This is a genomic window from Chryseobacterium sp. BGARF1, from assembly GCF_001677955.1.
Lineage (GTDB): Bacteria > Bacteroidota > Bacteroidia > Flavobacteriales > Weeksellaceae > Chryseobacterium.
In genome coordinates this window covers 1-22,085 of the sequence record NZ_LELA01000002.1, presented here as the reverse complement: position 1 = coordinate 22,085, position 22,085 = coordinate 1, and the positions used below count along the sequence as shown (strand labels likewise).

Sequence of the window (22,085 nt, the reverse complement as noted above, 5' to 3'; positions counted from 1 at the left end):
AATATATTAATCATCTTAATTAATTTTAAATGTGTTTATTTCTTACTTTAGCTGTCCAATTTTTTAGACATGAAAAAACTTCTACTTCCTATACTTTTAATATCCGCTTCTATTTCAGCCCAGATTCCATCAGGGTATTATAATGGAACAATAGGATTGACTGGGTATGCTTTGAAGACTAAGCTGCATGAAATTACTGCAATCAAAAATGTAAATTGGGGCTATGGTGACTTGCCTAACTTTTACAACCAAACTGATTTAGACCAATATTATGATCACGGATCAAGCAATACAACAATTTTACTAGATATGTATTCTGAGATTCCTGCAGGGCCTGACGCTTACGAATATACTTCTGCAAATCTTATCAGCACCTCAGGAGCCGAAGGATTAGGCTACAACAGAGAGCATGCGGTACCACAAAGTACATTTAATAGCAATTACCCTATGTATTCAGATTTACATTTTGTAATTCCTACAGATGCAAGAATCAACCAATTAAGAAATAATTATCCTTACGGCATTGGAAATTCTACCGTCCATTACACTTTTAGCAATACCTCTAAAATTGCCAATAGCGCTATTCCTAATTACATATATACGAATAGAGTATATGAACCCATTAATGAATTCAAAGGAGATATTGCAAGAATGCTGCTTTATTTCGCGGTAAGATATGAAGACAAACTACCTGTATTTAACCATTCTACCAACATTAACCCTGCGATAGACCGCTCTCCATTTGATGGTACAGCAGAGCGTGCTTTTGATCCCGCTTATATTTCAATGCTTATTCAGTGGCATACACAAGACCCTGTTTCTCAGCGAGAAATTAATAGGAATAATGCAGTATATGCCATCCAGAACAACAGAAACCCTTTTATTGATAATCCTCAATGGGTTAATACAATTTGGACACAAGCTCCAGATGCCATTGCACCACAAGCACCCAACAATTTAAGCACCACACAATCTGGGGCTTATTTTACAAATCTGACATGGTCACCAAGCGCAAGTACTGATGTAATAGGGTATAACATTTATCAGAATGGTGTTTTTTTAACCACCACAAAATTAACATCACTTATTATTGATCATTTAAACCCTTCAACATCATATTCCTTCACTGTACGAGCTTACGATCAAGGTTATTTACAATCTACAGACAGTAATATCGCAACTACATCTACTTCTGCAGCAGATTCAAATTCTAAAGATCTATTCATTACAAAATACATTGAAGGAACCAACAACAATAAGGCCTTGGAGATTATAAATAAAACTGGACATGAGGTTAATTTAAATAACTACAGTATAAGAACCCAATATTACAATAGCATAACTAACTCTTATTACTTCACAGGCAGTTTTGAGCTTGAAGGAAAAATTCAGAATAACCAAAGTTTCATAATCCTTAATCCAAAATCAACATTATCATGTATTACAAACAATGATGCATTATTTCTTACCGCAGGTGAAGCCTTAGCTTTCGCAGGAACACAATATGTAGAACTAGCTTACAATTCAACAATAGTAGATGCCATCGGAAGTAAATTTATAAGCAACACCAATGCAGATGTTTCACTTTATAGAAAAGATATTGTTACACAACCCACTTCAACTTTTAATATCAGCGAATGGGATTCGTATGCAAGCAATTACTGTCAGAATCTAGGAACATTATCTACTTCTGCAACCGAATTATTAGCCGAAAAAGAGTTTAAGATTTATCCAAATCCGGTTCATGATTATATTTTTGTAAGCGGAAAAACTGAAAATATTCAAGCTGCTCAAATTGTAGATTATTCAGGACAGTTAATTTACACCGAGAAAAATCCGTTTAAAAACAAGAAAAATATTTCTGTACAAAATTTAAAAACAGGTTCTTACTTATTAAAACTTGATGATAAAGCTTATCAGTTTATTAAGAAATAAGATTAAATTCAAATACAAAACCTTGCAACTTCGTTCAATTTTGAGCGAAGTTTTTTTGTGAAAAATTTATAAGCTTAAAAGCTAATAAATAAAACTTATAAGTAAATCTGCTTATAAGTTTTATTTATAAGTAATAATGATTATATTTGCAAAATGATAGCGGTCATCACTGGTGATATTATTAATTCGCAACATGCAGACACTGAAGTTTGGATTACCAAACTTAAAAATCTCCTAGAAAATTGGGGGAATGCTCCACAAGTATGGGAAATATACAGAGGAGACGAATTTCAGTTTAAATGTAATATCGATGATGTCTTTTGGCATTTCTTAGCTATCAAATCTCTTATAAAAAGTCAGGAAAATTTAGACGTAAGAATTGCAATTGGCATTGGTGAAGAGAATTTTTCATCTGAAAAGATCACAGAATCCAATGGTTCAGCCTACGTGAATTCTGGAAGATTATTAAATGACCTGAAGAGTGATGGTGATACAGTTTCCATTAAAACTTCTAATGATTCTATAGACCGAGATCTTAATATTTTATTAAAATGGGCATCCAAAGATTTTGATAAATGGACGATGGCAACTTCTGAGATTATTCACGAAATGATCATGAACAAAGACATTACCCAGGAAGATCTGGCGAAGAAATTTGCAATTTCTCAATCTTCAATCAGCCAAAGACTGAAACGGGCAAACTACGAGCTTATCGTAGAAACCAATCAATATTTTAGAAAGAAAATTTCAGAACTATAAACATGATTTTTACTCAACTCATATTGGCACATTTACTCGGAGATTTTATTCTTCAGCCAAATTCTTGGGTTGCAGATAAAGAGCACTGTAAACTGAAAAGTTCATATTTATATTTTCATGTTCTTATTCACACTGTTTTAAGTTTTATTTTCCTTTGGGACCTAAAACTTTGGTGGGTAGCTGTTTTGGTAGGAATTTCTCATTTTATTATTGATGCCTGTAAATTAAGTTTTCAGAACAATCAAACTAAAAAAAGATGGTTTTTTATTGATCAGGCTCTTCATGTAGCAGTGATTGGTGGGACTTCTCTTTACTTTAGTGAATTTGAATTTGATTTCCTTAAAGACCAGGACTTTTTGAAAATCTTAATGGGAGCTTTATTTTTAACAACTCCTGCTTCGATTTTCATCAAACTATTATTATCATCTTGGACTCCTGTAACGGAAGAAGAAGGAAATATACAAACAGAATCTTTATCGAATGCCGGAAAATATATCGGAATCTTAGAACGCTTATTGGTCTTCACTTTTATTGTAGTCAATCATTGGGAAGGAGTAGGTTTTATGATTGCGGCAAAATCTGTTTTCAGATTCAGTGATTTGGCACAGGCAAAACAGAGAAAATTAACAGAATATGTACTAATTGGTACATTGTTAAGTTTTGGAATCGCTGTTTTAGCAGGAATTTTAATTAAGTAAAAAGTAATATAAATCTAACTATAACTGAAAACCTTTGATTCGAGGTTTTCTAAAGTAAAAAAAAGTAAAAATTATGAGTCAAAAGCTAGAAATGCTGTATGAAGGTAAAGCAAAACAAGTATTTGCAACCGAAAATCCTGACGAAGTTGTAGTACGTTTCAAAGACGATGCAACTGCATTTAATGCTCAAAAAAGAGGATCTGTAGATTTGAAAGGTGAAATGAATAACGCCATCACTACTCTTATTTTTGAATATTTAAATGAAAAAGGAATTAAAACTCATTTCATCAAACAACTAGACGAAAGAGAGCAATTGGTAAAGAAAGTATCAATTATTCCTTTGGAAATGGTCGTAAGAAACTATTCTGCAGGAAGCATGGCTCAGAGATTAGGAGTTGAGGAAGGAATTAAATCTCCGGTTACCATCTTCGATATCTGCTACAAAAAAGACGAATTGGGAGATCCGCTTATCAACGATCACCACGCTGTTTTCTTAGGAGCAGCAACGTATGAAGAGCTTGATGAGATGTATGAATTAACTTCAGACATCAACGAAATTTTAATCGATCTTTTCGATAAAATGAATATCATCTTGGTAGATTTCAAAATCGAATTAGGAAAAACTTCAGACGGCGAAATCATTCTTGCTGACGAAATTTCTCCTGATACTTGCAGACTTTGGGACAAAGATACGATGAAGAAATTAGACAAAGACAGATTTAGAAGAGATCTTGGAGAAGTTACTGAAGCTTATGTTGAGATCTACAATAGATTGAAAACTTTACTTAATAAGTAAAGTTTGAGAAGTTAGAAGTTAGATATTAGAATTTAGTATGAAATCGCACCGAATTGAAGATTTGAAAGTTTGGAGTAAATCAATGGCTTTAGTAAAAGAAGTTTATCTGGCTACTGCTGAATTGCCAAATGAAGAAAGGTTTGGCTTACTTTCTCAGAACAGAAGATGTGCAGTTTCAATACCTTCCAATATTGCAGAAGGAGCAGGAAGAAATAACAAAAACGAATTTTATCAATTTCTTGGGATTGCGTTTGGTTCTACGTACAAACTCAGTTACAATTATTAATAGATTTAAATTTTATTTCCGAGGCTAAAATAATCCCTTTAAAAGAACTTTTAACTGAGATACAGAAAATGATTTATTCATTGAAGACAAGTTTAAAATTATAATTGAAGTTAACTTAGACTAATTTCTAATATCTAACTTCTAATTTAGAAAAAATAGAAATGAAAAGTTTAGACATTCATAAAAGTGAATATTTAAAACAGTTTGAAACTCAAACCTACGGAAGAAATCTCTTCAGAACGCAGGAAGAAGAAAGACTGGATGCTCCGAATGAAGAGTGTGGAATCTTTGGAATGTATTCTGATAACGATCTGGATACGTTCTCTCTTTCACAGTTCGGGCTTTTTGCGCTTCAGCACAGAGGCCAGGAAGCGTGTGGTATTTCTGTTCTTAAAGACGGAAAAATCACCAACATGAAAGATGAAGGTTTGGTTTTGGATGTTTATAAAGAGATTCAAAATCCTGAGACTTTTATGGGAAATTCTGCAATCGGGCACACCCGTTATACGACTGCAGGAGATAAAAAGAAATATAATTTCCAGCCATTTTTTGCCAAAAACGAATATGACCAAATTATACTTTCTATCGCTCACAATGGTAACTTAACCAATGCGAAAGAACTAAAGCATGAACTGGAAGCTGAAGGTGTAGTTTTCAGAGCTACTTCAGATTCTGAGGTTATCTTAAGATTAATTCAAAAAAATCTTGACCTTGGACTTCGTGGTGCTATTAAGGCAACAATGGAGAAAATTGAAGGAGCTTATTCGGTGGTGGGAATGACAAGAAATAAGTTTTTTGCATTCAGAGATTTCAACGGAATTAGACCTTTAGTTTTAGGAGCAATCAACGAAAATTCTTACGTTGTCGCTTCTGAATCTGTAGCTTTAGACGCTGTTGGAGCTCAATATGTTCGTGATATTTTACCTGGTGAAATCATTTATACCAATGAAAATGAGCCTGGAAAACTTCACTCAATCATGGTGGATGAAGCAAAAGCGAAGCAAAGAATCTGTTCGTTTGAATACATTTATTTTGCAAGACCCGATTCTACCTTAGAAAACATCAACGTTTACGAAATCAGAGAAAAATCTGGCGAGAAAATCTGGGAACAGGCTCCAGTAGATGCCGATATCGTTATTGGAGTTCCTGATTCAGGAGTTCCAGCTGCAATCGGTTTTTCTAAAGCTTCGGGAATACCTTTCCGTCCGGTTTTGATTAAAAACAGATATATCGGAAGAAGTTTCATCGTTCCAACTCAGGAAATGAGAGAAAGAATCGTAAATCTGAAACTAAACCCGATTATTTCTGAGATTAAAGACAAAAGAGTAGTGATCATCGACGACTCAATCGTACGTGGAACAACTTCTAAGAGATTGGTTAAAATTTTAAAAGAAGCAGGTGTAAAGGAAATTCACTTCAGAAGTGTTTCTCCGCCAATCATTGCACCTTGCTATTTAGGAATTGATACCCCATCAAAAGACGATTTGATTTCTGCAAATATGACGACAGAAGAGCTTAGAGCTTATTTAGGAGTAGATTCTTTAGAATTTTTAAGTACAGATAACTTAAAAGAAATTTTAGGTTCTTCAAACCATTGTTTCGGATGCTTCACTGAAGAATATCCGGTAGCGAAAGGAGAAGAAGTAGAATTATTTAATTAAGATTAATTTCTAAATATAAAAAGGTCAGACTTACTAGTAAGTCTGACCTTTATTATTGAAATAAGATTTTTTCTTTTCTTAAAATTTGTAAGCTAAACCTACTTGGAAAGTATTGTTTCTTACAGCATCAGAACCATTTGGTCTGTCTTTAGCAACATCAGTTACACCAGCAACATATCTTGCAGTAATACCAATGTTATCTGTGAAATAATAACCTGCACCAAGACCAATACCTAAGTTGAATGAATTTAAATCATCTTTATAGTTATCAGTTGTTGATGAAGCACCGTTAGATTCGTTTTTAACTTTATTTTTAGCACTTACCATCAATCCAAATTCCGGACCTGCTTCTACATAGAAGTTTGGTACAAAATTATACTGGAACATTACTGGTACTGCAACATAATCTAATTTCGCAGAAGAAGAATATTTAGTACCTAATACAGTATAATCTGCTTTACTTCCGTATTGAGTATATAAAACCTCTGGTTGAATGCTAAAAGATTCTGCTACCGGAATCGTTGCAAACACACCTGCATTAAATCCTATTTTTGATTTTTGATCATCTAATGATCCGTCTTTTGATAATGAAGAAACGTTCATCCCTCCTTTGATACCAAATCTTACGTCAGATGATGATGTTGTTTTAGTTGTAGTGGTTGTCGTTTGAGCAAATGCCAAAGATGTTGACAAAACTGCGATTCCTAAAATTAACTTTTTCATAACTTAAATTTTTTAATATTTTACTAATTCTAATTTTTAAATTTTACTTGTCAAGCTTTTCAGTTTGACGAGTCGTATCTTTCAAATTGTTTGCCAAAACTCAAAGAAAACTAAAAACATAAAAAAACCATTCACAATAGCAAATGGTTTAAATCATAACATTATGAATATTAGATAATTAAATTTTACTTAATTTATATGCTTCGAATAATAATTATTTAAATTTAAATCTAAAAATTTAGTTTAAAACTTAAAATTCACTCAGTTTTTTGTAATAATTGATTGATCTTTGAATATTTTCGGTGCTGCATTCATGATCATAAATACAAGAACCAATCCCCGAAAGCAAAGAAAAATTGATTTTTGCATCTGTATTTTTCTTATCATTCAATAATAAATTGAAAATATCTTCATCTTTAAAATCCCCCAAATCAATAAAGCTGAAATATCTCTGAATATTTTCTATAATTAAATCTGCATCTTCTTTAGAAATTAAACCTTCAAGATAAGAAAGATGGCTTTCGCAAATCATCCCCAAAGCAACCGCTTCACCGTGAAGAATAGGATTTTCACTCTGCAGACATAAACTTTCGATAGCATGACCGATGGTATGACCGAAGTTTAAAGTTTTTCTCACATTTTTCTCATGAAAATCTGCATTCACAACTTCCTGCTTAATTTCCATTGACTGCGGAATGAGAGGCTCAATTCCTGTAGGATCTAAATGTTGCAGCTTTATTAAAGCTTCCCAGTGCTTTTTATCAGCAATTAGCCCGTGTTTTAGCATTTCAGCAAATCCGCTTTTCAGTTCTTTTGCGGGAAGAGTATCTAAAAATCGGGTGTAAGCATATATTTGTTCAGGAAAAGAAAATGTTCCCACCATATTTTTATAATGCATCAGGTCAATTCCTGTTTTACCACCGATAGACGCATCACACATCGAAAGAAGTGTTGTTGGAATATTAATAAACTGAATTCCTCTTTTATAAGTAGAAGCCACAAAACCTCCCATGTCCGTGATCACACCGCCACCAAGATTAATCATTAAAGCTTTTCGGTCGGCTTTCATTTCTGTAAGAATTTCCCAAAGCTGATTGGCGGTTTGAATGTTTTTCATCTCTTCACCCGCTTCAATCTCCAGAATTTCAAAAGAAATATCGGTTTCTAAATTACCTAAAAATATAGGAAGACAATATTCATGAGTATTTTCATCCACTAAAATAAAAATTTTACTGAATGATTTTTCGGTCAGAAATTGATTGAGTTGCGAAAAATTTTCGTCTAATAAGGTAATCATCGTATGATTTTTTTATAATTAAAGCTATACTAAGCTACAAAGTTATGATTCTTAATTTCTAACTCGTAACTAAATTACTATCTTTGCAAAAATATTTAGAATGAGCAGAGACAATAATAATTCAGGGAGACCTAAAAAACCTAGATCTTCAACTAGAAATTCAGACAGTCCTCGTTCTCTTAAATCTGGAGATTCCGGATCAAAACCTTTCAAAAAGTCATTCCCTAAAGCAGGAGAAAGAAATTCTGATTCCAAAAGAAGTGATGATACCAGTTATCAGGCTCGAATGAATAAGAAATATTCAAAAACTGAACAAGAACCTTTTATTACCAGCCAAGGTGAAGACAAGAAGCCTTTCAGTAAATCAACTCCAAGTAGAGGTGGTAGCAGACCCGGTAGTTTTGACGTTAGAGATAAATACGAAAGAGGCAGCCTGAAATATGGAAGAAGACCCGGAACTGAAGGTAACGAAAGAGATCAAGACAAAGCAAAATCTTTTGTACAGAAAAGAAGATTCAAAAAAGTAGAACAAGACGTTCATAAGGATACTATTCGTCTAAACAAATATATCGCCAATTCAGGAATTTGCAGTAGGAGAGAAGCTGATGAGTTAATTACTCAAGGTTTGGTAGAAGTAAATGGGAAAGTAGTGACTGAAATGGGTTACCAAGTTGAAAAAACTGACAAAGTAGTTTTCGACGGACAAAACATTACTCCTGAAAAGCCTGTTTATGTATTATTGAATAAGCCAAAAGGTTATATCTCTACTACAAAAGACGACAAAGCAAGAAAAACGGTAATGGATTTGGTTGCGAATGCTTCTCCATACAGAGTTTTCCCGGTAGGAAGATTAGACCGTTCTACAACCGGAGTTATTCTTTTGACGAATGACGGGCACATGACTAAAAAGCTAACGCATCCATCTTTTGATGCTAAGAAAATTTATCATGTTACCTTAGATAAAAAGTTAACGAATGAAGATATGAAACTTATTGCAGAAGGAATCCGTTTGGATGAAGGTATTGCAGAAGTTGATCAGATTTCATTTATCGAAGGAAAACCTAAAAATGAAATCGGAATCGAAATTCACATCGGCTGGAACCGTGTGATTAGAAGAATTTTCCAAAGATTAGGGTACGAAGTGGAAGCTCTAGACAGAGTAATGTTTGCAGGATTAACCAAGAAAAACATCAAAAGAGGACACTGGAGAATCTTATCTGAACAGGAAGTGAATAACCTGAAAATGCTTTAGTCGAGATACGAGATTAAAAGTTTCGGGTTTTTAATTTAAAATATAAAGACGTTGAAGAAATTCAACGTCTTTTTTTATAATTAAGAAAATGAGTGATTTTTTTAAGTTTCACAACTTATAACTCATAATTTAAAATTTATAACTCAAAAAAATTATCCCAAAATAGTCACTCCTTTTTGCAACATTTCAAAGATAGCATTTTTTCCGTTATCAGGTTTTACATTGACAGCGCGGGTTCCGTTGAAATGCAGACATGTCACATATCCATTGGCTGCTGCATCAGTACAAGTAAATTTCACACAGTAATCTAGTGCTAAACCTACGATTTCCACCAATTGAATTTCGTGATATTTCAAGAAATCATCTAATCCGGTTTTCATAAAATGATTATTGTCTTGAAAACCGCTGTAAGCATCAATTTCAGTATTTTTTCCTTTCTGAATAATGTGAGTTACTTTTTCTCTGTTCAAATCTTTATGAAATTCTGCACCAAAAGTATTTTCTACACAATGATCTGGCCACATAAACTGCGGAACACCATTTAAGATAATGCTTTCACCAATTTTTCTGTTGTTATTGCTTGCAAAACTTTTGTGATTTGCAGGATGCCAATCTTGGGTAAGAATAATTTGATCGTATTGGTTTTCTTCCATCAGAAGATTGATGTAGGGAATCACTTCGTTTGCTCCTGGAACAGCCAAAGCTCCACCTTCACAAAAATCGTTTTGTACGTCTACTATTATTAATGCTTTTTTCATATATAGCTTTCTAATTTCTTATTAATTGATGAAAGTTAGCATTCAAAAATTTGTCCAAAACATGATTATCTGACAAAACGGCATTTTAAAAAATAAAATTGCAATCTGAAAGGCATTTAGAAAGAAAAAACAAACTGTAATAGTTTATCTTTGCATTAAATAATTACTATATGTCATTCGAATCTTTAGGTCTATCACACAATATCATTCATTCTGTTAAAAAATTGGGTTATCTGAAGCCTTTTCCAATTCAGGAGCAAGCTGTACCGGTTATTTTAGAGGGAAAAGATTTGATGGGAATTGCACAGACAGGTTCCGGAAAAACAGCTTGTTTTGTGATGCCGATTTTAGAAAAGTTACAAAATGCGGAGGTTAAAAAAGATCGTAATGTACAGGTTTTAATATTGGTTCCTACAAGAGAATTGGCCATTCAGATTGATGAGGTTTTCAGAGCGTTTACAGACAATTTGAAACGTGAAGTCCGTACAATGGCAGTTTATGGCGGTGTTTCTATCAATCCGCAGATGAAAGGAATGTTTGGTGTAGAAATTCTTATTGCAACGCCTGGTCGTTTGTTAGATTTAATTGATCATAATGCTTTAAGTATTTCCGGAATACAGCATTTGGTGATCGATGAAGCAGATAAAATGTTTCAGTTAGGTTTTGGCGAAGAAATGGATAAACTTTTTGCCATGATGCCCGTTGCAAAACAAACGACTCTGTTTTCAGCGACTTTAAATGATAAAGTTGCTGAAATGAAAGAACGTTTATCAATCAATCCTACCATTATTGAAATAAAAAAAGAGGAAGTAGAAATTGATAATATTGAACAGTTGGCTTATCATGTTTCTCCTGAAAATAAAGGTCCATTCTTAAGATATTTAATTAAAGAAAAGAAGGTTGAGAAAGCTTTAATATTCGTTTCTTCTACAAGATCTGCTGATAATTTGGTTGAAAAATTAAAGAAAAATAAAATAAAAGCCGTTGCAATCCACAGTCAAAAGTCGCAAGGTGCACGTAGAAATAATTTGGAAGAATTTAAAGTAAACGGAGCTCAAATTTTGGTTGCTACAGACTTGATCGGTCGTGGAATTCACATCGAATCTTTACCTTGTGTAATCAATTACGAATTGCCACGTTCGCCTTTAGATTATATTCACCGTATTGGTAGAACCGGCCGTGCGGGAGAAAAAGGAACTGCCATTTCAATTTTAACTGATGATGAATTGCAACATTTCAGAGTGATACAAAAGAAAATGGGTAAGAAAGTGACTTTACAAAGAACGGAGGATATTAATCTTCATGGTTATTAAAGTTTAAATATTTTCTCGCAGATTGAGCGGATTTTTTTCAATTATTTTTGAACTAACCTGTATTTATGAAAGAATTTACAATCGTTAGAGGCTTATTTGATACCAGAAAACGTCAATTGACTATTGATGAGTATTTTTTAAAATTTGAAAATAAAGATCATAATGAAGATTTATTTACGATTATTTCTAAAAACGAAATTATAGGAATTCGTTATGGAATTCATTTCATTAAAGGTTTAGAATTTTATATCGGAAGAGAATATCAAATCTTTATTAAAACTAAATCAGGGAAAGAATTAAAAATATTTTTCAAGCTATTCTATAGAAGAAAATTAAATGAAAAGCATCAGTTATTTTTTGATATTGTGAATGAATTATGGAATCAATATTTTGATGAAATCCTGAATAATTATATTCAGCAATTCAGTAATAGTGAAGAGTTCAATCTTTGCGGAGTTGTTTTCAAAGATACTTGCATACAATTTGATAAGAAAGAAATATCATACCATGATTTAGCTATAAAAAAGTACAGCCATTATTTTATGATTTATTCAGAAGAAAATCAGTACAAAAATAAAATGCTGTATTATCTTAAAGATAACAACGCAGTAATTTTGATCGAATTATTAAATATTATCATTAAAAATGGACAATTTAGAACAGAAAAGATTCCCGATAGGTCGCTTTGAAATTCCTGAAAATATCTGCGACATTAAACTCAATGAATATATTAAAGTCATCAAAGATTTTCCAGACAAATTAAAAAATCTTATTGAAGATTTTAGCGATGACCAATTAGATACGCAATACAGAGAAGGTGGTTGGACAGTAAGACAGCTTGTTAATCACATTGCAGACAGCCATATGAACAGTCTTATCCGTTTAAAATTGGCGCTTACGGAAGACAATCCTATAATAAAACCTTACGACGAAGCAAAATTTGCAGAACTTCAGGATAGTGTGAATATGCCGATAAAACCTGCGATGAGAACTATAAAAGGAACTCATCAAAGATGGACTGTTCTATTAAAAGCTATGACCAATAAACAGTTTGAAAGAACTTTTCATCATCCTGAACACAATGAAAGTTATAATCTGAGAGTTTACCTTGCGAATTATGTTTGGCACTGCAATCATCATTTTGCACATATTGAAAATCTTAGGAAAGAAAAAAACTGGTTGTGAAAAGTCTTCATAACGAGAGTGATTTTAATGAAATAAAGCAGCGAATTGCCCAGCTTTCAGAAACTTCTGAGAGAAAATGGGGAAGTATGAATGTTTCTCAAATGCTGGTTCATTGCGACTTGATCTTACAGATTGCCTTAAAGAAAATCACTCTTCCAACCATTAATTTTCTATTCAAATCGATTGGGATTTTTGTGAAAAGGGAAATGCAGATTTTCAATAACGGAATTCCCAGAAATATGCCTACTTTTAAAAAAGTAATCGTTAATTTTGAATGTAACTTTGAAGAAGCAAGAAACAATCTTTTAAAAAGGTTAGACGAGTATTATCTTGCTTACAAAAATCATCATTTGCCAAATCGACATGAGCTTTTTGGTGAAATGAAAGAGAAAGATTGGGGATTTATGGAATATAAACATCTCAATCACCATTTAAAACAATTTAATGTATGAGTTTTTTAGATAAAATATTTGGCGGAAAACAGGAACAGGGAGAAACAAAATCTTTCTGGAAAACGATAAAGTCTGAAGAAGATTTAGAAAAAGCAATCAAGCAATCTTACGAAAATAGAGTAGCGGTCTTCAAACATTCTACAAGCTGTTTTATCAGTAAAACGGTTTTGAAAAATTTTGAAAAAGAAATAGAAAATTCAGACGAACAAAATGTAAGTTTTTATTTCCTGGATCTTTTGGCATTCAGACCGATTTCTAACAAGATTGCTGAAGATTTTGGGATTCGTCACGAAAGCCCGCAATTGATTGTTATAGAAGATGGAAAAGCCATCAACAACGCATCACATCAGGATATTTCTTTAAGCCAGATTGTATGAGCAATATAAACGAATATTTAGCAAAAGTTTTTGAAGTTCCTGCTGAAAAAGTAAATTTATGCAGCATTCAGTATGAAATGAAAAAAGTAGGGAAGCACGAAATGCTTTTACAAGAAGGCCAAGTGTGTCGAAATACTTTTTTTGTTGAAAAAGGACTTCTAAGAATGTATTCTATCGATAAAAACGGGAAAGAGCACGTGATACAGTTTGCTCCTGAAAATTGGCTGATTGGTGACCGAAGCAGTCTTTATTTTAATGAAAAATCCCGATACTATATTGAAGCTGTGGAAGATTCTGAAGTATTATTTTTGCAGCCGGATTTTTTTAGCAAACTTTTGGAAGAATTCCCCAATACAATTGAAAAAAATGATTTGATTATTCAGAAACATGTAAAAAGTTTGCAGGATAGAATCAATTCTTTGTTGGGAGAAACAGCGGAAGAACGCTATTTAAAATTCATCAAAATGTATCCAGATCTTTTACTGAGAGTTCCGCAATGGATGATCGCTTCTTATCTGGGAATTACTCCTGAAAGCTTAAGCCGTGTGAGAAAAGAACTGGCAAAAAAGAATTTTGTTACTGATAAATAATCTTTAGTTTAAGATGAAAATATAATCACCACACCAAACAACTAATCATTGTTGAGTGTGGTGATTATTCTATTTAGGTATTCCTGTTCCCGTAAAACTTTTTCATAAGATTGTTTCGCATAAGAAGGTGACAGCTGATAACCATCAGAATGAAGATGATAACTGTCGTTCTCAACATATCCCGTAAAATTCACCGTATATTCATGGATAAATTTATCAATTACCTTCTTTTTGATTTCACAAATTGTATTATTCTTTATTTTTTGTAAAGAATTTAAAATAAAAGACTTATCTCCGGTAAATTGAATTACCTGAGTAATCATTGCAAAATTACTCAAAGGTTTGTTACTCTTTTCATTTACAACAGCGTGCGGGTCATCTTCGAATATCATGATCTTATAGTTTTTAAAAGTAAAGGAATATATTAAAATCAAACAGTAGCGTTACCTTCTACACCGTCTGAATTATCGGTTTTATTTCCTGTAACTGCAGCAGCTACAAAACTTAGAAGACTTACGAGTTTTCCAGCTTTAGTATCCCAATAATAAGTGTCTTTCGGCGTTACACGGATAATTGAAACATTCGGATCATCTTTTCCGTCAAACCAAGCATTTGCCATTGCAGACCATTTTTCTTCAATGGTCGATCTGTCTTTATAAATAACAGCTTCACCAAATATAGAAAGATATTCTGAATCTGAGTTGTTCATGAATAAAAGTTGCACTCTTTTATCATCTTTTATTTCAAAATTTTTGTTGCTGGCTTCACTGCTGATAAACCATAGATTTCCGCTTTCATCAGTTTCCTGAAGACCCATCGGTCGGGTATTGATAGGCAAACTTTCAAGGTTGGTGCAAAACATACAGATCTTAGCTCTTTCTGAAAGTTCCTTGATTTTTTTTACAGCTTCTGTGTTATTCAAATTTTCTGTTGACATAATAATTATATTTTGTAATTGTGGTGTGTATTTTAGGATCAATAATCCTTCGGTTATTGGTCTCTTCAAAAACCTAACCAAAAATATAAAATCTGTAATAAAAAATTAATTTACATGTAAAAAAGATGAAATATAAAGATTATAAAGAAAAATCAAATAACATTAACTAAAATTTATGATTGAAATCATAAACAAACCAATTACTTTATTGTATATTTGATTGTTAAGCTTTATTTGATAGATTACATTTATTGATTTTGTAAGCTTATCATCATTCACAGCATAAAAACCTCTGAAAAGATTTCTCTATTAAAAAGTACTGAAATTCAGTAAAATATTTAAGTGTTGACATTATTTTGAATGTAGGCAATAGCTCATTTAAACCTTGTTACTTCCCTAATATTTACTTATATCTTTTGTGAAGATTACCATCACAGCTCATCTTAAAGTTAGATTTGAGTCTTATAAGCTCTATTTTTAAATTTAATGCAGTAAAACCTAAATTGTATTTTAAATCTCTAAAGCCATGATTATGGCATAAAATATGTGTTGACACAATTTTGAACAGTAAAAACATATAGAAAAAATACTGTAGTAAATGATAAAAATTTTTATGCCATGAAAACAATAAGCTGTATGAAGATTGATGAGCAATTGCTGCGATCTTACAATGCTGAAATTAAAATCTACAAAGAAAAAGAACTTATTTTCAGAGAAGGAGATTCGCCGAATTTTTACTATCAAATCATAGAAGGCGTTGTAAAAGTGAACAATTTTAATGACGATGGAAAAGAATTTATTCATAATATTTTAGGAAATGGGCAGAGCTTTGGGGATGCGCATTTATTCATAGAAAAAAAATATACGGTGAATGCTTATGCTCTGAAGCCTTCAACAGTTATAATACTGCCAAGAAAAAACTTCATTAATCTGGTAGAAGAACATCCTCATGTTTCTTTGGAAATGAATGCCTGTTTATCACATCGCCTTTATTTTAAAATGAAAATGATTCATGACATGGTTTCACAACAGCCTGCGGCAAGAATTCTTGGTCTTTTTAATTATCTGAGAAGTTATACGGATTGTGAAGATCAGCATGCATTTAATATAAAGCTTACTAGGCAACAAATTGCCGATCTTACAGGTCTACGTGTAGAGACGATCATTAGGACCATCAAAAAAATGGAAAAAGAAAATCTGCTGAAGATTGAAGACAGAAAAATATATTATTAAAAAAATGACATGACTCAAATCATAAATTAATTGGTCATGCGCAAAGTAAATTTGAAATATTCTACCATAGAATAAAAATTGAGCAATTACACCAACATCAACCACCTAAATTAATCCTCATATGAAAAACAGAAACATCATATTTCACAGAATAAGATTTTAAAATTTGCAGTTTTTTAATCTCAGATTCCAACAGTAACCACAGTCTTTTATTCATAACTTCTTTCATTATTACCTCTTTTGTGGAGGAAGAGGTAATTTTTTACAGAATATTTTAGAGTAGATAAATTCACAAAAGTTTTTACCTGCGCTTGAAAACTGATGGTCTCCATTACCTTGAAAAATACAGGAATATCTCGCAACTTAAACCAAATCTTATGGAATTTCAACAAAACTTACTTAACTATATCAGCGAATCATTAATTACAACCAATGAAACGATTTCTATCGCTGAAAGTGTAACTTCAGGGCTTTTTCAGCTCGCTTTTTCCCAAATGCCGAATGCATCATTGTTCTATAAAGGCGGAATTACCGCTTATACCTTAGATCAAAAAGTTAAACTTTTAAATGTTGATGAAAATGAAGCCGATCTTTGCGACTGTGTCTCTGATAAAATTGCGGAAACCATGGCCCTCAGTGTAGCAAAACTATTCGAAACCGACTGGTCTATAGCGGTTACAGGCTACGCCAACCCAATTAGAAGTTCAACGTATAAAATATTTTCATACTATTCTTTTGCCTACAAAGGTGAGATCATTTTATCTAAAAAATTAGAACTTCACCCGAAAACACAGGCTTTGGGAGCGCAGGAATATTATACCGAATTTATTTTAGGCTGCTTTAAAAGTGAAATCAATAAGCTTTTAATTTTAAAATAAAGGACGATCTTTGTATTTTAAGATTAAACAAAATCCAAATAAAGAATATTTTTAAACTTAGAACCTGTTTAAAAATTAAGTTTATTTTTAACATTAAGGAATTAAGACCTATTAGCTTAAATAACTAAAATTCTTAATGTTAAAACAAGAATAAACAAAGTTTATTTTAATTTAGAAAAAGGTTATAATAAAAATATTGAATAAGTTTTAAACACGCTCTTAATAAAAAATCTTTCTGTTTTGGATCTTCAAGATCCCTTCTTTTTCCATGCTTTTTATTACTCTGATTACGGTTTCTACGCTCAATCCGGTAAGAGAAGCGAGCTGTTGTCTGGTTAAAAGGATTTGTATTGCATCTTCTGATTTGTCATGGTGATGGTCTTTAAGATAAGTCATCAAAGTTAAAAGTTTTTGGGCAGGTTTTTGAAAAGCCATACTCTGCATCATCAAAAACTTGTAATGCATATGCTCAGAAAGACACTGTATGATTCTAAAATATTTTTCAGGATGCTGTTTCAAAAATTGAAAATATTGCGCTTTCGATAATCTTATAATTTCAGACCCTTCTACTGCAACCGCATTTACAGGATATGTTTTTTCTGTAAAAAGTGACGATAGACCAACACTTTGACCTCGTGAGAATATTCCTTGAATAAACTCTTTACCTTCTTCATTATAATTATTTAATTTAATTTTTCCTTTTGAGATCAGGAAAAAAAAGCAGGGAACTTCACCTTCAGAAAATATAAGATCATCAGGATCGTAAGTTTTCAGATCTGCTCCAAAAGAAAATAATTCTTCTTCATTTATCATATTATTGGGATTAATTCTATCTAAAAATCCCATTCAAATGTTAAAAAACATCCAAATGTTCAGATTTTTAGAGGTGTAAAGAAAGAATAATTTTATGCAAAAGTGAATTATTTACATACCACACAGATACCACATTAGATATTAAACAGATAATATTTTACTTATCTTAAAAATATAAATGTTGATTAGAATCATAAAAAGCAATATGAAAATTCTGATACATTTGAATCTGGAATCTTAAAAACGATGATTCTTGATTAAGAATAAAAAAAACTGATAATAAGAACGTTAATCAAATCAGACCTTTACCCGAAGTTTTTGATAATGATAGAGAAAAATTCTGCCACATTATGAATAGAAATATAGAAACTACACAAAACTTTAACGCAGAAAACTACAGCGCAAAAATCTTGGACGACGAAGAGATCATTAGACTTGCAAAACAAAATTCGCCACGTCTTTTAAGTAAATTTAAATCTGCATACCCTGAGTTTTTTGAAAATTTGTCTGCAATTAATGCAAATCTTCAAAATTCAGAAATTATTTTTTGTATTTATCTCAAGTTGAGATTGAGTACAAAAGAAATCGCCATTTATACCTTTGTAACACCAAAAGCCATTCAGAATAGAAAAAACAGATTAAGAAAAAAGCTTACAATATCTTCCGATACTGATATTTATAAATGGTTTGATCAATTGTAAATATTATATCTCATAGATCTCTGAATCTGTAAAAACATAAAATCTTCCTTTTTTAGGGAGATTTTTTGTATCTAATCCTGTAAATTCGCTGAAAGCCGGAAGCAATAATTGATCTTCTGTAATTACAAAACAGGGAAGTTTTATTTTTTTAACCATAGAATTGATAACAAAACCCGGATGAATATGACCTGTAATCTGAAATTCATTTCTATTTTTATCGAAATCGTGAACAAAAGAAATTTTATCAATTTCTAAAAAATTAGATCTTGAATTTAAACACAATTTTTTATCTAAAGTTTTTGAAATTCTGTCGTGATTACCTTCTATCAAACAGAATTTAATGTTTGGATGTTGATCTTTCCACTCACAAAACTGATCAACATCAGAATTATCTCCTGCATGCAATAAATCACCGACAATAATAAATTTATCGGGCTGAAAATACTCAATTAAAATTGATAATCTTTCCAAATCATTTTTCATGATCTGGTTGGCCAAAGCAATTCCGTTTTTACGGAAATGTGCCGTTTTACCTACATGCAAATCCGAAAAAATCAATGCTTTTTCTTTTTCCCAAAACAGAGCACGCTGATTGGTCAAAGTAAAAGTTTGGTTTTGAATATTTATATTTTTAGTTGCTATTTTCATTTTGAAAGGGTTAAATTATGTTTCTATTGACCCATTTTGTTTGATAACAAACTTCGCAGCCCGACCTGAGTGAAGCTCTTTTTGTGCAGCAAAGCGAAACAAAAAAGCGGGAACGGAGGGCGGATAAGCTGCCCAAATAAATTAAAGATCATTTTATATTTCTTCCCGATTGTTTGATCAGCTTCTGAATTCTCGCATCCAAGCTTTCACTTGTTAAAGTTTGTCGTAAACTATCTACTTTTATCGGGAAACTCAAAGGCGTAAATTTATTGGAATATTTTAAAATAAGCTTAGATCTTTCAATCCGTTTAAAAGCTTCTACCAAACGTTGTTCCTGCAATTGCATATTGAAAACTTCGGTATAGGCTTGTCTCACAAGAAAATGATTCGGATTATGATCCTCCAATACTTTAAAAATTAATCCTGCCGAGCTTTGTAAAGCTTTATTCGACCGTTGCTGTCCCGGAAAATTCTGTACAACCATTCCCGAAATTACTGCAATATCCCTGAATTTCCTTCTTGCCATTTCAGCCGAATTAATGCTAGAAATTACATCAGTCATCAGATTATCCCGGGTTAAGATTTTCTCCAGACCCTCTTCATTTACAGGAATTTCTTTATCGCTAAATAATTCAAAACCATAATCATTCATTGCCATAGAAAAGGAAATCGGAGCTAATTTTGAAATCCTGTAAGCAATTAAAGCAGCCATCACTTCGTGAACCAAACGACCTTCAAAAGGGTACATAAACAAATGATAACCTTCTCGGTTTTTAATCATTTCCACCAAAAATTCATCTTCTTTCGGAATGTGCGACCGCTCTTCCTGATCGATCAATAAGGGATGTAAAAATTTAAGTTCTTTTTCTGTAGCTTTCGGATTTAATGCTCCGGATAATTTTTCTCTTAGAAAACGGCCTAAATTTGAACTTAAAGGTAATCTTCCGCCCAGATAACTTGGAGCCATTGCTTTTCCTTTAGAAGCACGCACAAAGACCGTCATATCTTTTACCATCGCCACTTCCAGAACTCTTCCAGCCAAAATAAATTTTTCTTCTTTTTTCAGCCTTGAAATAAAATATTCTTCAACCATTCCGATATATCCGCCGGAGATAAATTTCACTTTCAGCATGGCATCACTTACAATCGCACCCATATTCATCCTGTGAAGCATTGCAATTTTTCTTAAAATGACTTTATGCAAACCATCTTCCATTACCACAACTTTATGATATTCTTCATAGTTTTTCAGCGCACTTCCGCCAATCGTGAGAAAATCGATGATCTCTTTCCATTCTTCGTCTCTTATTTCCTGAAAAGTATAAACCTGTTTGATTCTTTCGTATGTTTCTTCAGGAAAAAATCCGTCACCAATTGCTAAAGTCATTAGAAACTGAACCAAAACATCAAAGCATAAAACCTGCGGTTCACGAGGTTCAATTACATTTTGTTTAACGGCTTCTTTCAAAGCGGAAACTTCTATCAATTCTAAAGAATGCGTAGGAACACAATAAATTTTTGACGTTTCGAAAGGGGAGTGACCGCTTCGTCCAGCGCGTTGCAGAAACCTTGCAACACCTTTCGCAGAACCGATTTGTATTACAGTATCAACAGGTTTAAAATCAATCCCTAGATCTAAAGATGAGGTAGAAACAACTGCTTTTAATTTTCCTGAACTTAAATTTTCTTCAATCCAAATTCGCAAATGTGCATCGATCGAGCTGTGATGAATAGCTATTTGTCCGGCAAAATCTGGATAAGCATCGAGCAATAATTGATACCACATCTCACTCTGACTCCTTGTATTGGTAAAAACAATTGTCGATTTAGATCCTAAAATAATCGGAACCACTTTATCTGCCAATTTATGACCGAGATGTCCTGCCCACGGCAAAATCTCTACTTCATCTGGAAAAACCGAAATAATATCGATCTTTTTATGCTGTTTAGCAGTGATCTTTGTTTTCTTTATATCGTAAGGGATCAACACTTCCATTGCTTCATCAAGATTTCCAATTGTCGCAGTGATCCCCCAAATTTTTAATTTCGGAACGTATTTCCTCAATTGAGAGATCCCTAATTCAACAATTACTCCACGTTTCGAGCCCAATAATTCGTGCCATTCATCGATAACAATACTTTGCAGGTTTTGGAAGAATCTCTGATGATCTTTTTGTCCGAGAAGCAGATGTAAGCTTTCAGGTGTTGCCACTAAAATTTCCGGCATATTTTTGACCTGTTTCTGTCGTACTTTTGGGTCTGTATCGCCGTTTCTTACCCCAACCAGCCAATCTAAACCAATTTCGTCAATAGCTTCCTGCATTGCTTTCGCAATATCTTTTGAAAGAGATCGAAGCGGTGTGATCCAGATCATTTTTAATCCTTTCTTATATTTTTCAGGATGATTTAGAAAATCAGAAATTAAAGCTAAAAAAACGGAATAGGTTTTCCCAAAACCTGTAGGTGCAACGACCATTCCGCTGTAACCATTTCCGAATTTTTTCCAAGTATCTATTTGAAATTTGAATGGAGAAATCGATTTTTCCATCATCCAGTTTTGAATGATCTTAAAGCCGTTGGTATTTTCGAAGTTGCTCAAATTTTATTAATTATTATTTATAAACGCAAAGAGCGCAAAGATTTTTTGATATTCTACTACATATTTTTCGTTCGCAAAGGCGTTTCACTCAGCTACGATAATCTGCTATCATTTGCTGAACGAAGTGCCTTTGCGAACGGAAATGTTTTCAATATTTTAAAAATTAAACTTTGCGCGCTTTGCGTTTAAATTTA

At 32.6% G+C, this 22,085-nt stretch carries 23 protein-coding genes and 1 pseudogene; 16 read left to right on the top strand and 8 right to left on the bottom strand.

Annotated features, from left to right (window positions below; genetic code table 11):
• The first annotated feature begins 69 nt into the window (after positions 1–69).
• The 6 genes and pseudogenes from AB671_RS00455 (at position 70) to purF (ending at position 6,135) form a co-directional block, all read left to right on the top strand.
• Entirely contained in the window at positions 70–1,935 is a 1,866-nt protein-coding gene (locus AB671_RS00455; protein ID WP_066680773.1) for an endonuclease, read from the top strand.
• 153 nt (positions 1,936–2,088) lie between these two features.
• Positions 2,089–2,694 (top strand): SatD family protein, encoded by a 606-nt coding sequence (locus AB671_RS00450; protein ID WP_066680772.1) that lies wholly within the window; start codon positions 2,089–2,091, stop codon positions 2,692–2,694.
• A gap of 2 nt (positions 2,695–2,696) precedes the next feature.
• The gene (locus tag AB671_RS00445; RefSeq protein ID WP_066680770.1) at positions 2,697–3,392 is read left to right on the top strand and encodes a DUF3307 domain-containing protein; all 696 of its coding nucleotides are present in this window, start codon (positions 2,697–2,699) and stop codon (positions 3,390–3,392) included.
• Between the two features lie 73 nt (positions 3,393–3,465).
• Complete coding sequence (gene purC / locus AB671_RS00440) at positions 3,466–4,188, top strand: phosphoribosylaminoimidazolesuccinocarboxamide synthase (protein WP_066680769.1); 723 nt, start codon at positions 3,466–3,468, stop codon at positions 4,186–4,188.
• 37 nt (positions 4,189–4,225) lie between these two features.
• A pseudogene (locus tag AB671_RS00435) lies at positions 4,226–4,578 on the top strand (four helix bundle protein).
• Positions 4,579–4,635: 57 nt separating this feature from the next.
• Entirely contained in the window at positions 4,636–6,135 is a 1,500-nt protein-coding gene (purF, locus tag AB671_RS00430; protein WP_066675891.1) for an amidophosphoribosyltransferase, read from the top strand.
• Positions 6,136–6,213: 78 nt separating this feature from the next.
• On the opposite strand, the gene AB671_RS00425 is transcribed toward purF, so the two are convergent.
• Together AB671_RS00425 and aroB are read right to left on the bottom strand one after the other, a co-directional pair.
• A complete protein-coding gene (locus tag AB671_RS00425) occupies positions 6,214–6,858 on the bottom strand; it encodes a porin family protein (protein WP_066675893.1) in 645 nt (214 codons plus the stop codon).
• 250 nt (positions 6,859–7,108) lie between these two features.
• A complete protein-coding gene (gene aroB, locus AB671_RS00420) occupies positions 7,109–8,155 on the bottom strand; it encodes a 3-dehydroquinate synthase (RefSeq protein WP_066764695.1) in 1,047 nt (348 codons plus the stop codon).
• 286 nt (positions 8,156–8,441) lie between these two features.
• Here aroB and AB671_RS00415 point away from each other — a divergent pair, with 286 nt between their 5' ends.
• Positions 8,442–9,407, top strand: coding sequence for a pseudouridine synthase (locus AB671_RS00415; protein WP_066676379.1), 966 nt, complete (start codon positions 8,442–8,444; stop codon positions 9,405–9,407).
• A gap of 152 nt (positions 9,408–9,559) precedes the next feature.
• Here AB671_RS00415 and pncA read toward each other — a convergent pair whose 3' ends face one another.
• Complete coding sequence (gene pncA, locus AB671_RS00410; RefSeq protein WP_066676361.1) at positions 9,560–10,165, bottom strand: bifunctional nicotinamidase/pyrazinamidase; 606 nt, start codon at positions 10,163–10,165, stop codon at positions 9,560–9,562.
• Between the two features lie 170 nt (positions 10,166–10,335).
• Between pncA and AB671_RS00405 the strand changes: the two genes are divergently transcribed.
• The 6 genes from AB671_RS00405 (at position 10,336) to AB671_RS00380 (ending at position 14,082) form a co-directional block, all read left to right on the top strand.
• The gene (locus AB671_RS00405) at positions 10,336–11,478 is read left to right on the top strand and encodes a DEAD/DEAH box helicase (protein WP_066676363.1); all 1,143 of its coding nucleotides are present in this window, start codon (positions 10,336–10,338) and stop codon (positions 11,476–11,478) included.
• Between the two features lie 65 nt (positions 11,479–11,543).
• Positions 11,544–12,167, top strand: a complete 624-nt coding sequence (locus tag AB671_RS00400) for a hypothetical protein (protein WP_066676365.1) — start codon at positions 11,544–11,546, stop codon at positions 12,165–12,167.
• Positions 12,124–12,663, top strand: a complete 540-nt coding sequence (locus AB671_RS00395; protein ID WP_066676370.1) for a YfiT family bacillithiol transferase — start codon at positions 12,124–12,126, stop codon at positions 12,661–12,663. Before AB671_RS00400 ends, AB671_RS00395 begins: the two co-directional genes overlap by 44 nt.
• Positions 12,660–13,115 (top strand): DUF1569 domain-containing protein, encoded by a 456-nt coding sequence (locus AB671_RS00390; RefSeq protein WP_228390896.1) that lies wholly within the window; start codon positions 12,660–12,662, stop codon positions 13,113–13,115. The genes AB671_RS00395 and AB671_RS00390 overlap by 4 nt, the downstream gene beginning before the upstream one ends.
• Positions 13,112–13,492 carry a bacillithiol system redox-active protein YtxJ gene (ytxJ, locus tag AB671_RS00385; protein WP_066676371.1) on the top strand — a complete coding sequence of 127 codons (381 nt, stop codon included), beginning with the start codon at positions 13,112–13,114 and terminating at the stop codon, positions 13,490–13,492. Before AB671_RS00390 ends, ytxJ begins: the two co-directional genes overlap by 4 nt.
• Entirely contained in the window at positions 13,489–14,082 is a 594-nt protein-coding gene (locus AB671_RS00380; protein WP_066676372.1) for a Crp/Fnr family transcriptional regulator, read from the top strand. Before ytxJ ends, AB671_RS00380 begins: the two co-directional genes overlap by 4 nt.
• 41 nt (positions 14,083–14,123) lie before the next feature.
• On the opposite strand, the gene AB671_RS00375 is transcribed toward AB671_RS00380, so the two are convergent.
• Positions 14,124–14,474 (bottom strand): hypothetical protein, encoded by a 351-nt coding sequence (locus AB671_RS00375; RefSeq protein ID WP_066676373.1) that lies wholly within the window; start codon positions 14,472–14,474, stop codon positions 14,124–14,126.
• A gap of 38 nt (positions 14,475–14,512) precedes the next feature.
• Positions 14,513–15,019 (bottom strand): pyridoxamine 5'-phosphate oxidase family protein, encoded by a 507-nt coding sequence (locus AB671_RS00370; RefSeq protein WP_066676375.1) that lies wholly within the window; start codon positions 15,017–15,019, stop codon positions 14,513–14,515.
• A 618-nt stretch (positions 15,020–15,637) separates the two neighbouring features.
• Between AB671_RS00370 and AB671_RS00365 the strand changes: the two genes are divergently transcribed.
• Together AB671_RS00365 and AB671_RS00360 are read left to right on the top strand one after the other, a co-directional pair.
• Positions 15,638–16,252 carry a Crp/Fnr family transcriptional regulator gene (locus AB671_RS00365; protein ID WP_228390897.1) on the top strand — a complete coding sequence of 205 codons (615 nt, stop codon included), beginning with the start codon at positions 15,638–15,640 and terminating at the stop codon, positions 16,250–16,252.
• A 377-nt stretch (positions 16,253–16,629) separates the two neighbouring features.
• On the top strand, positions 16,630–17,130 hold the full coding sequence (locus AB671_RS00360) for a CinA family protein (protein ID WP_066676381.1): 501 nt from the start codon (positions 16,630–16,632) through the stop codon (positions 17,128–17,130).
• Positions 17,131–17,349: 219 nt separating this feature from the next.
• Here AB671_RS00360 and AB671_RS00355 read toward each other — a convergent pair whose 3' ends face one another.
• Positions 17,350–17,976 (bottom strand): Crp/Fnr family transcriptional regulator, encoded by a 627-nt coding sequence (locus tag AB671_RS00355; RefSeq protein WP_228390933.1) that lies wholly within the window; start codon positions 17,974–17,976, stop codon positions 17,350–17,352.
• A gap of 317 nt (positions 17,977–18,293) precedes the next feature.
• Between AB671_RS00355 and AB671_RS00350 the strand changes: the two genes are divergently transcribed.
• The gene (locus tag AB671_RS00350) at positions 18,294–18,644 is read left to right on the top strand and encodes a hypothetical protein (protein ID WP_066678285.1); all 351 of its coding nucleotides are present in this window, start codon (positions 18,294–18,296) and stop codon (positions 18,642–18,644) included.
• A 3-nt stretch (positions 18,645–18,647) separates the two neighbouring features.
• Here the strand turns inward: AB671_RS00350 and pdeM are convergent, their stop codons facing one another.
• Complete coding sequence (pdeM, locus tag AB671_RS00345; RefSeq protein ID WP_066678286.1) at positions 18,648–19,292, bottom strand: ligase-associated DNA damage response endonuclease PdeM; 645 nt, start codon at positions 19,290–19,292, stop codon at positions 18,648–18,650.
• 148 nt (positions 19,293–19,440) lie between these two features.
• The gene (locus tag AB671_RS00340) at positions 19,441–21,843 is read right to left on the bottom strand and encodes a ligase-associated DNA damage response DEXH box helicase (protein ID WP_066678315.1); all 2,403 of its coding nucleotides are present in this window, start codon (positions 21,841–21,843) and stop codon (positions 19,441–19,443) included.
• Positions 21,844–22,085 lie beyond the last annotated feature (242 nt).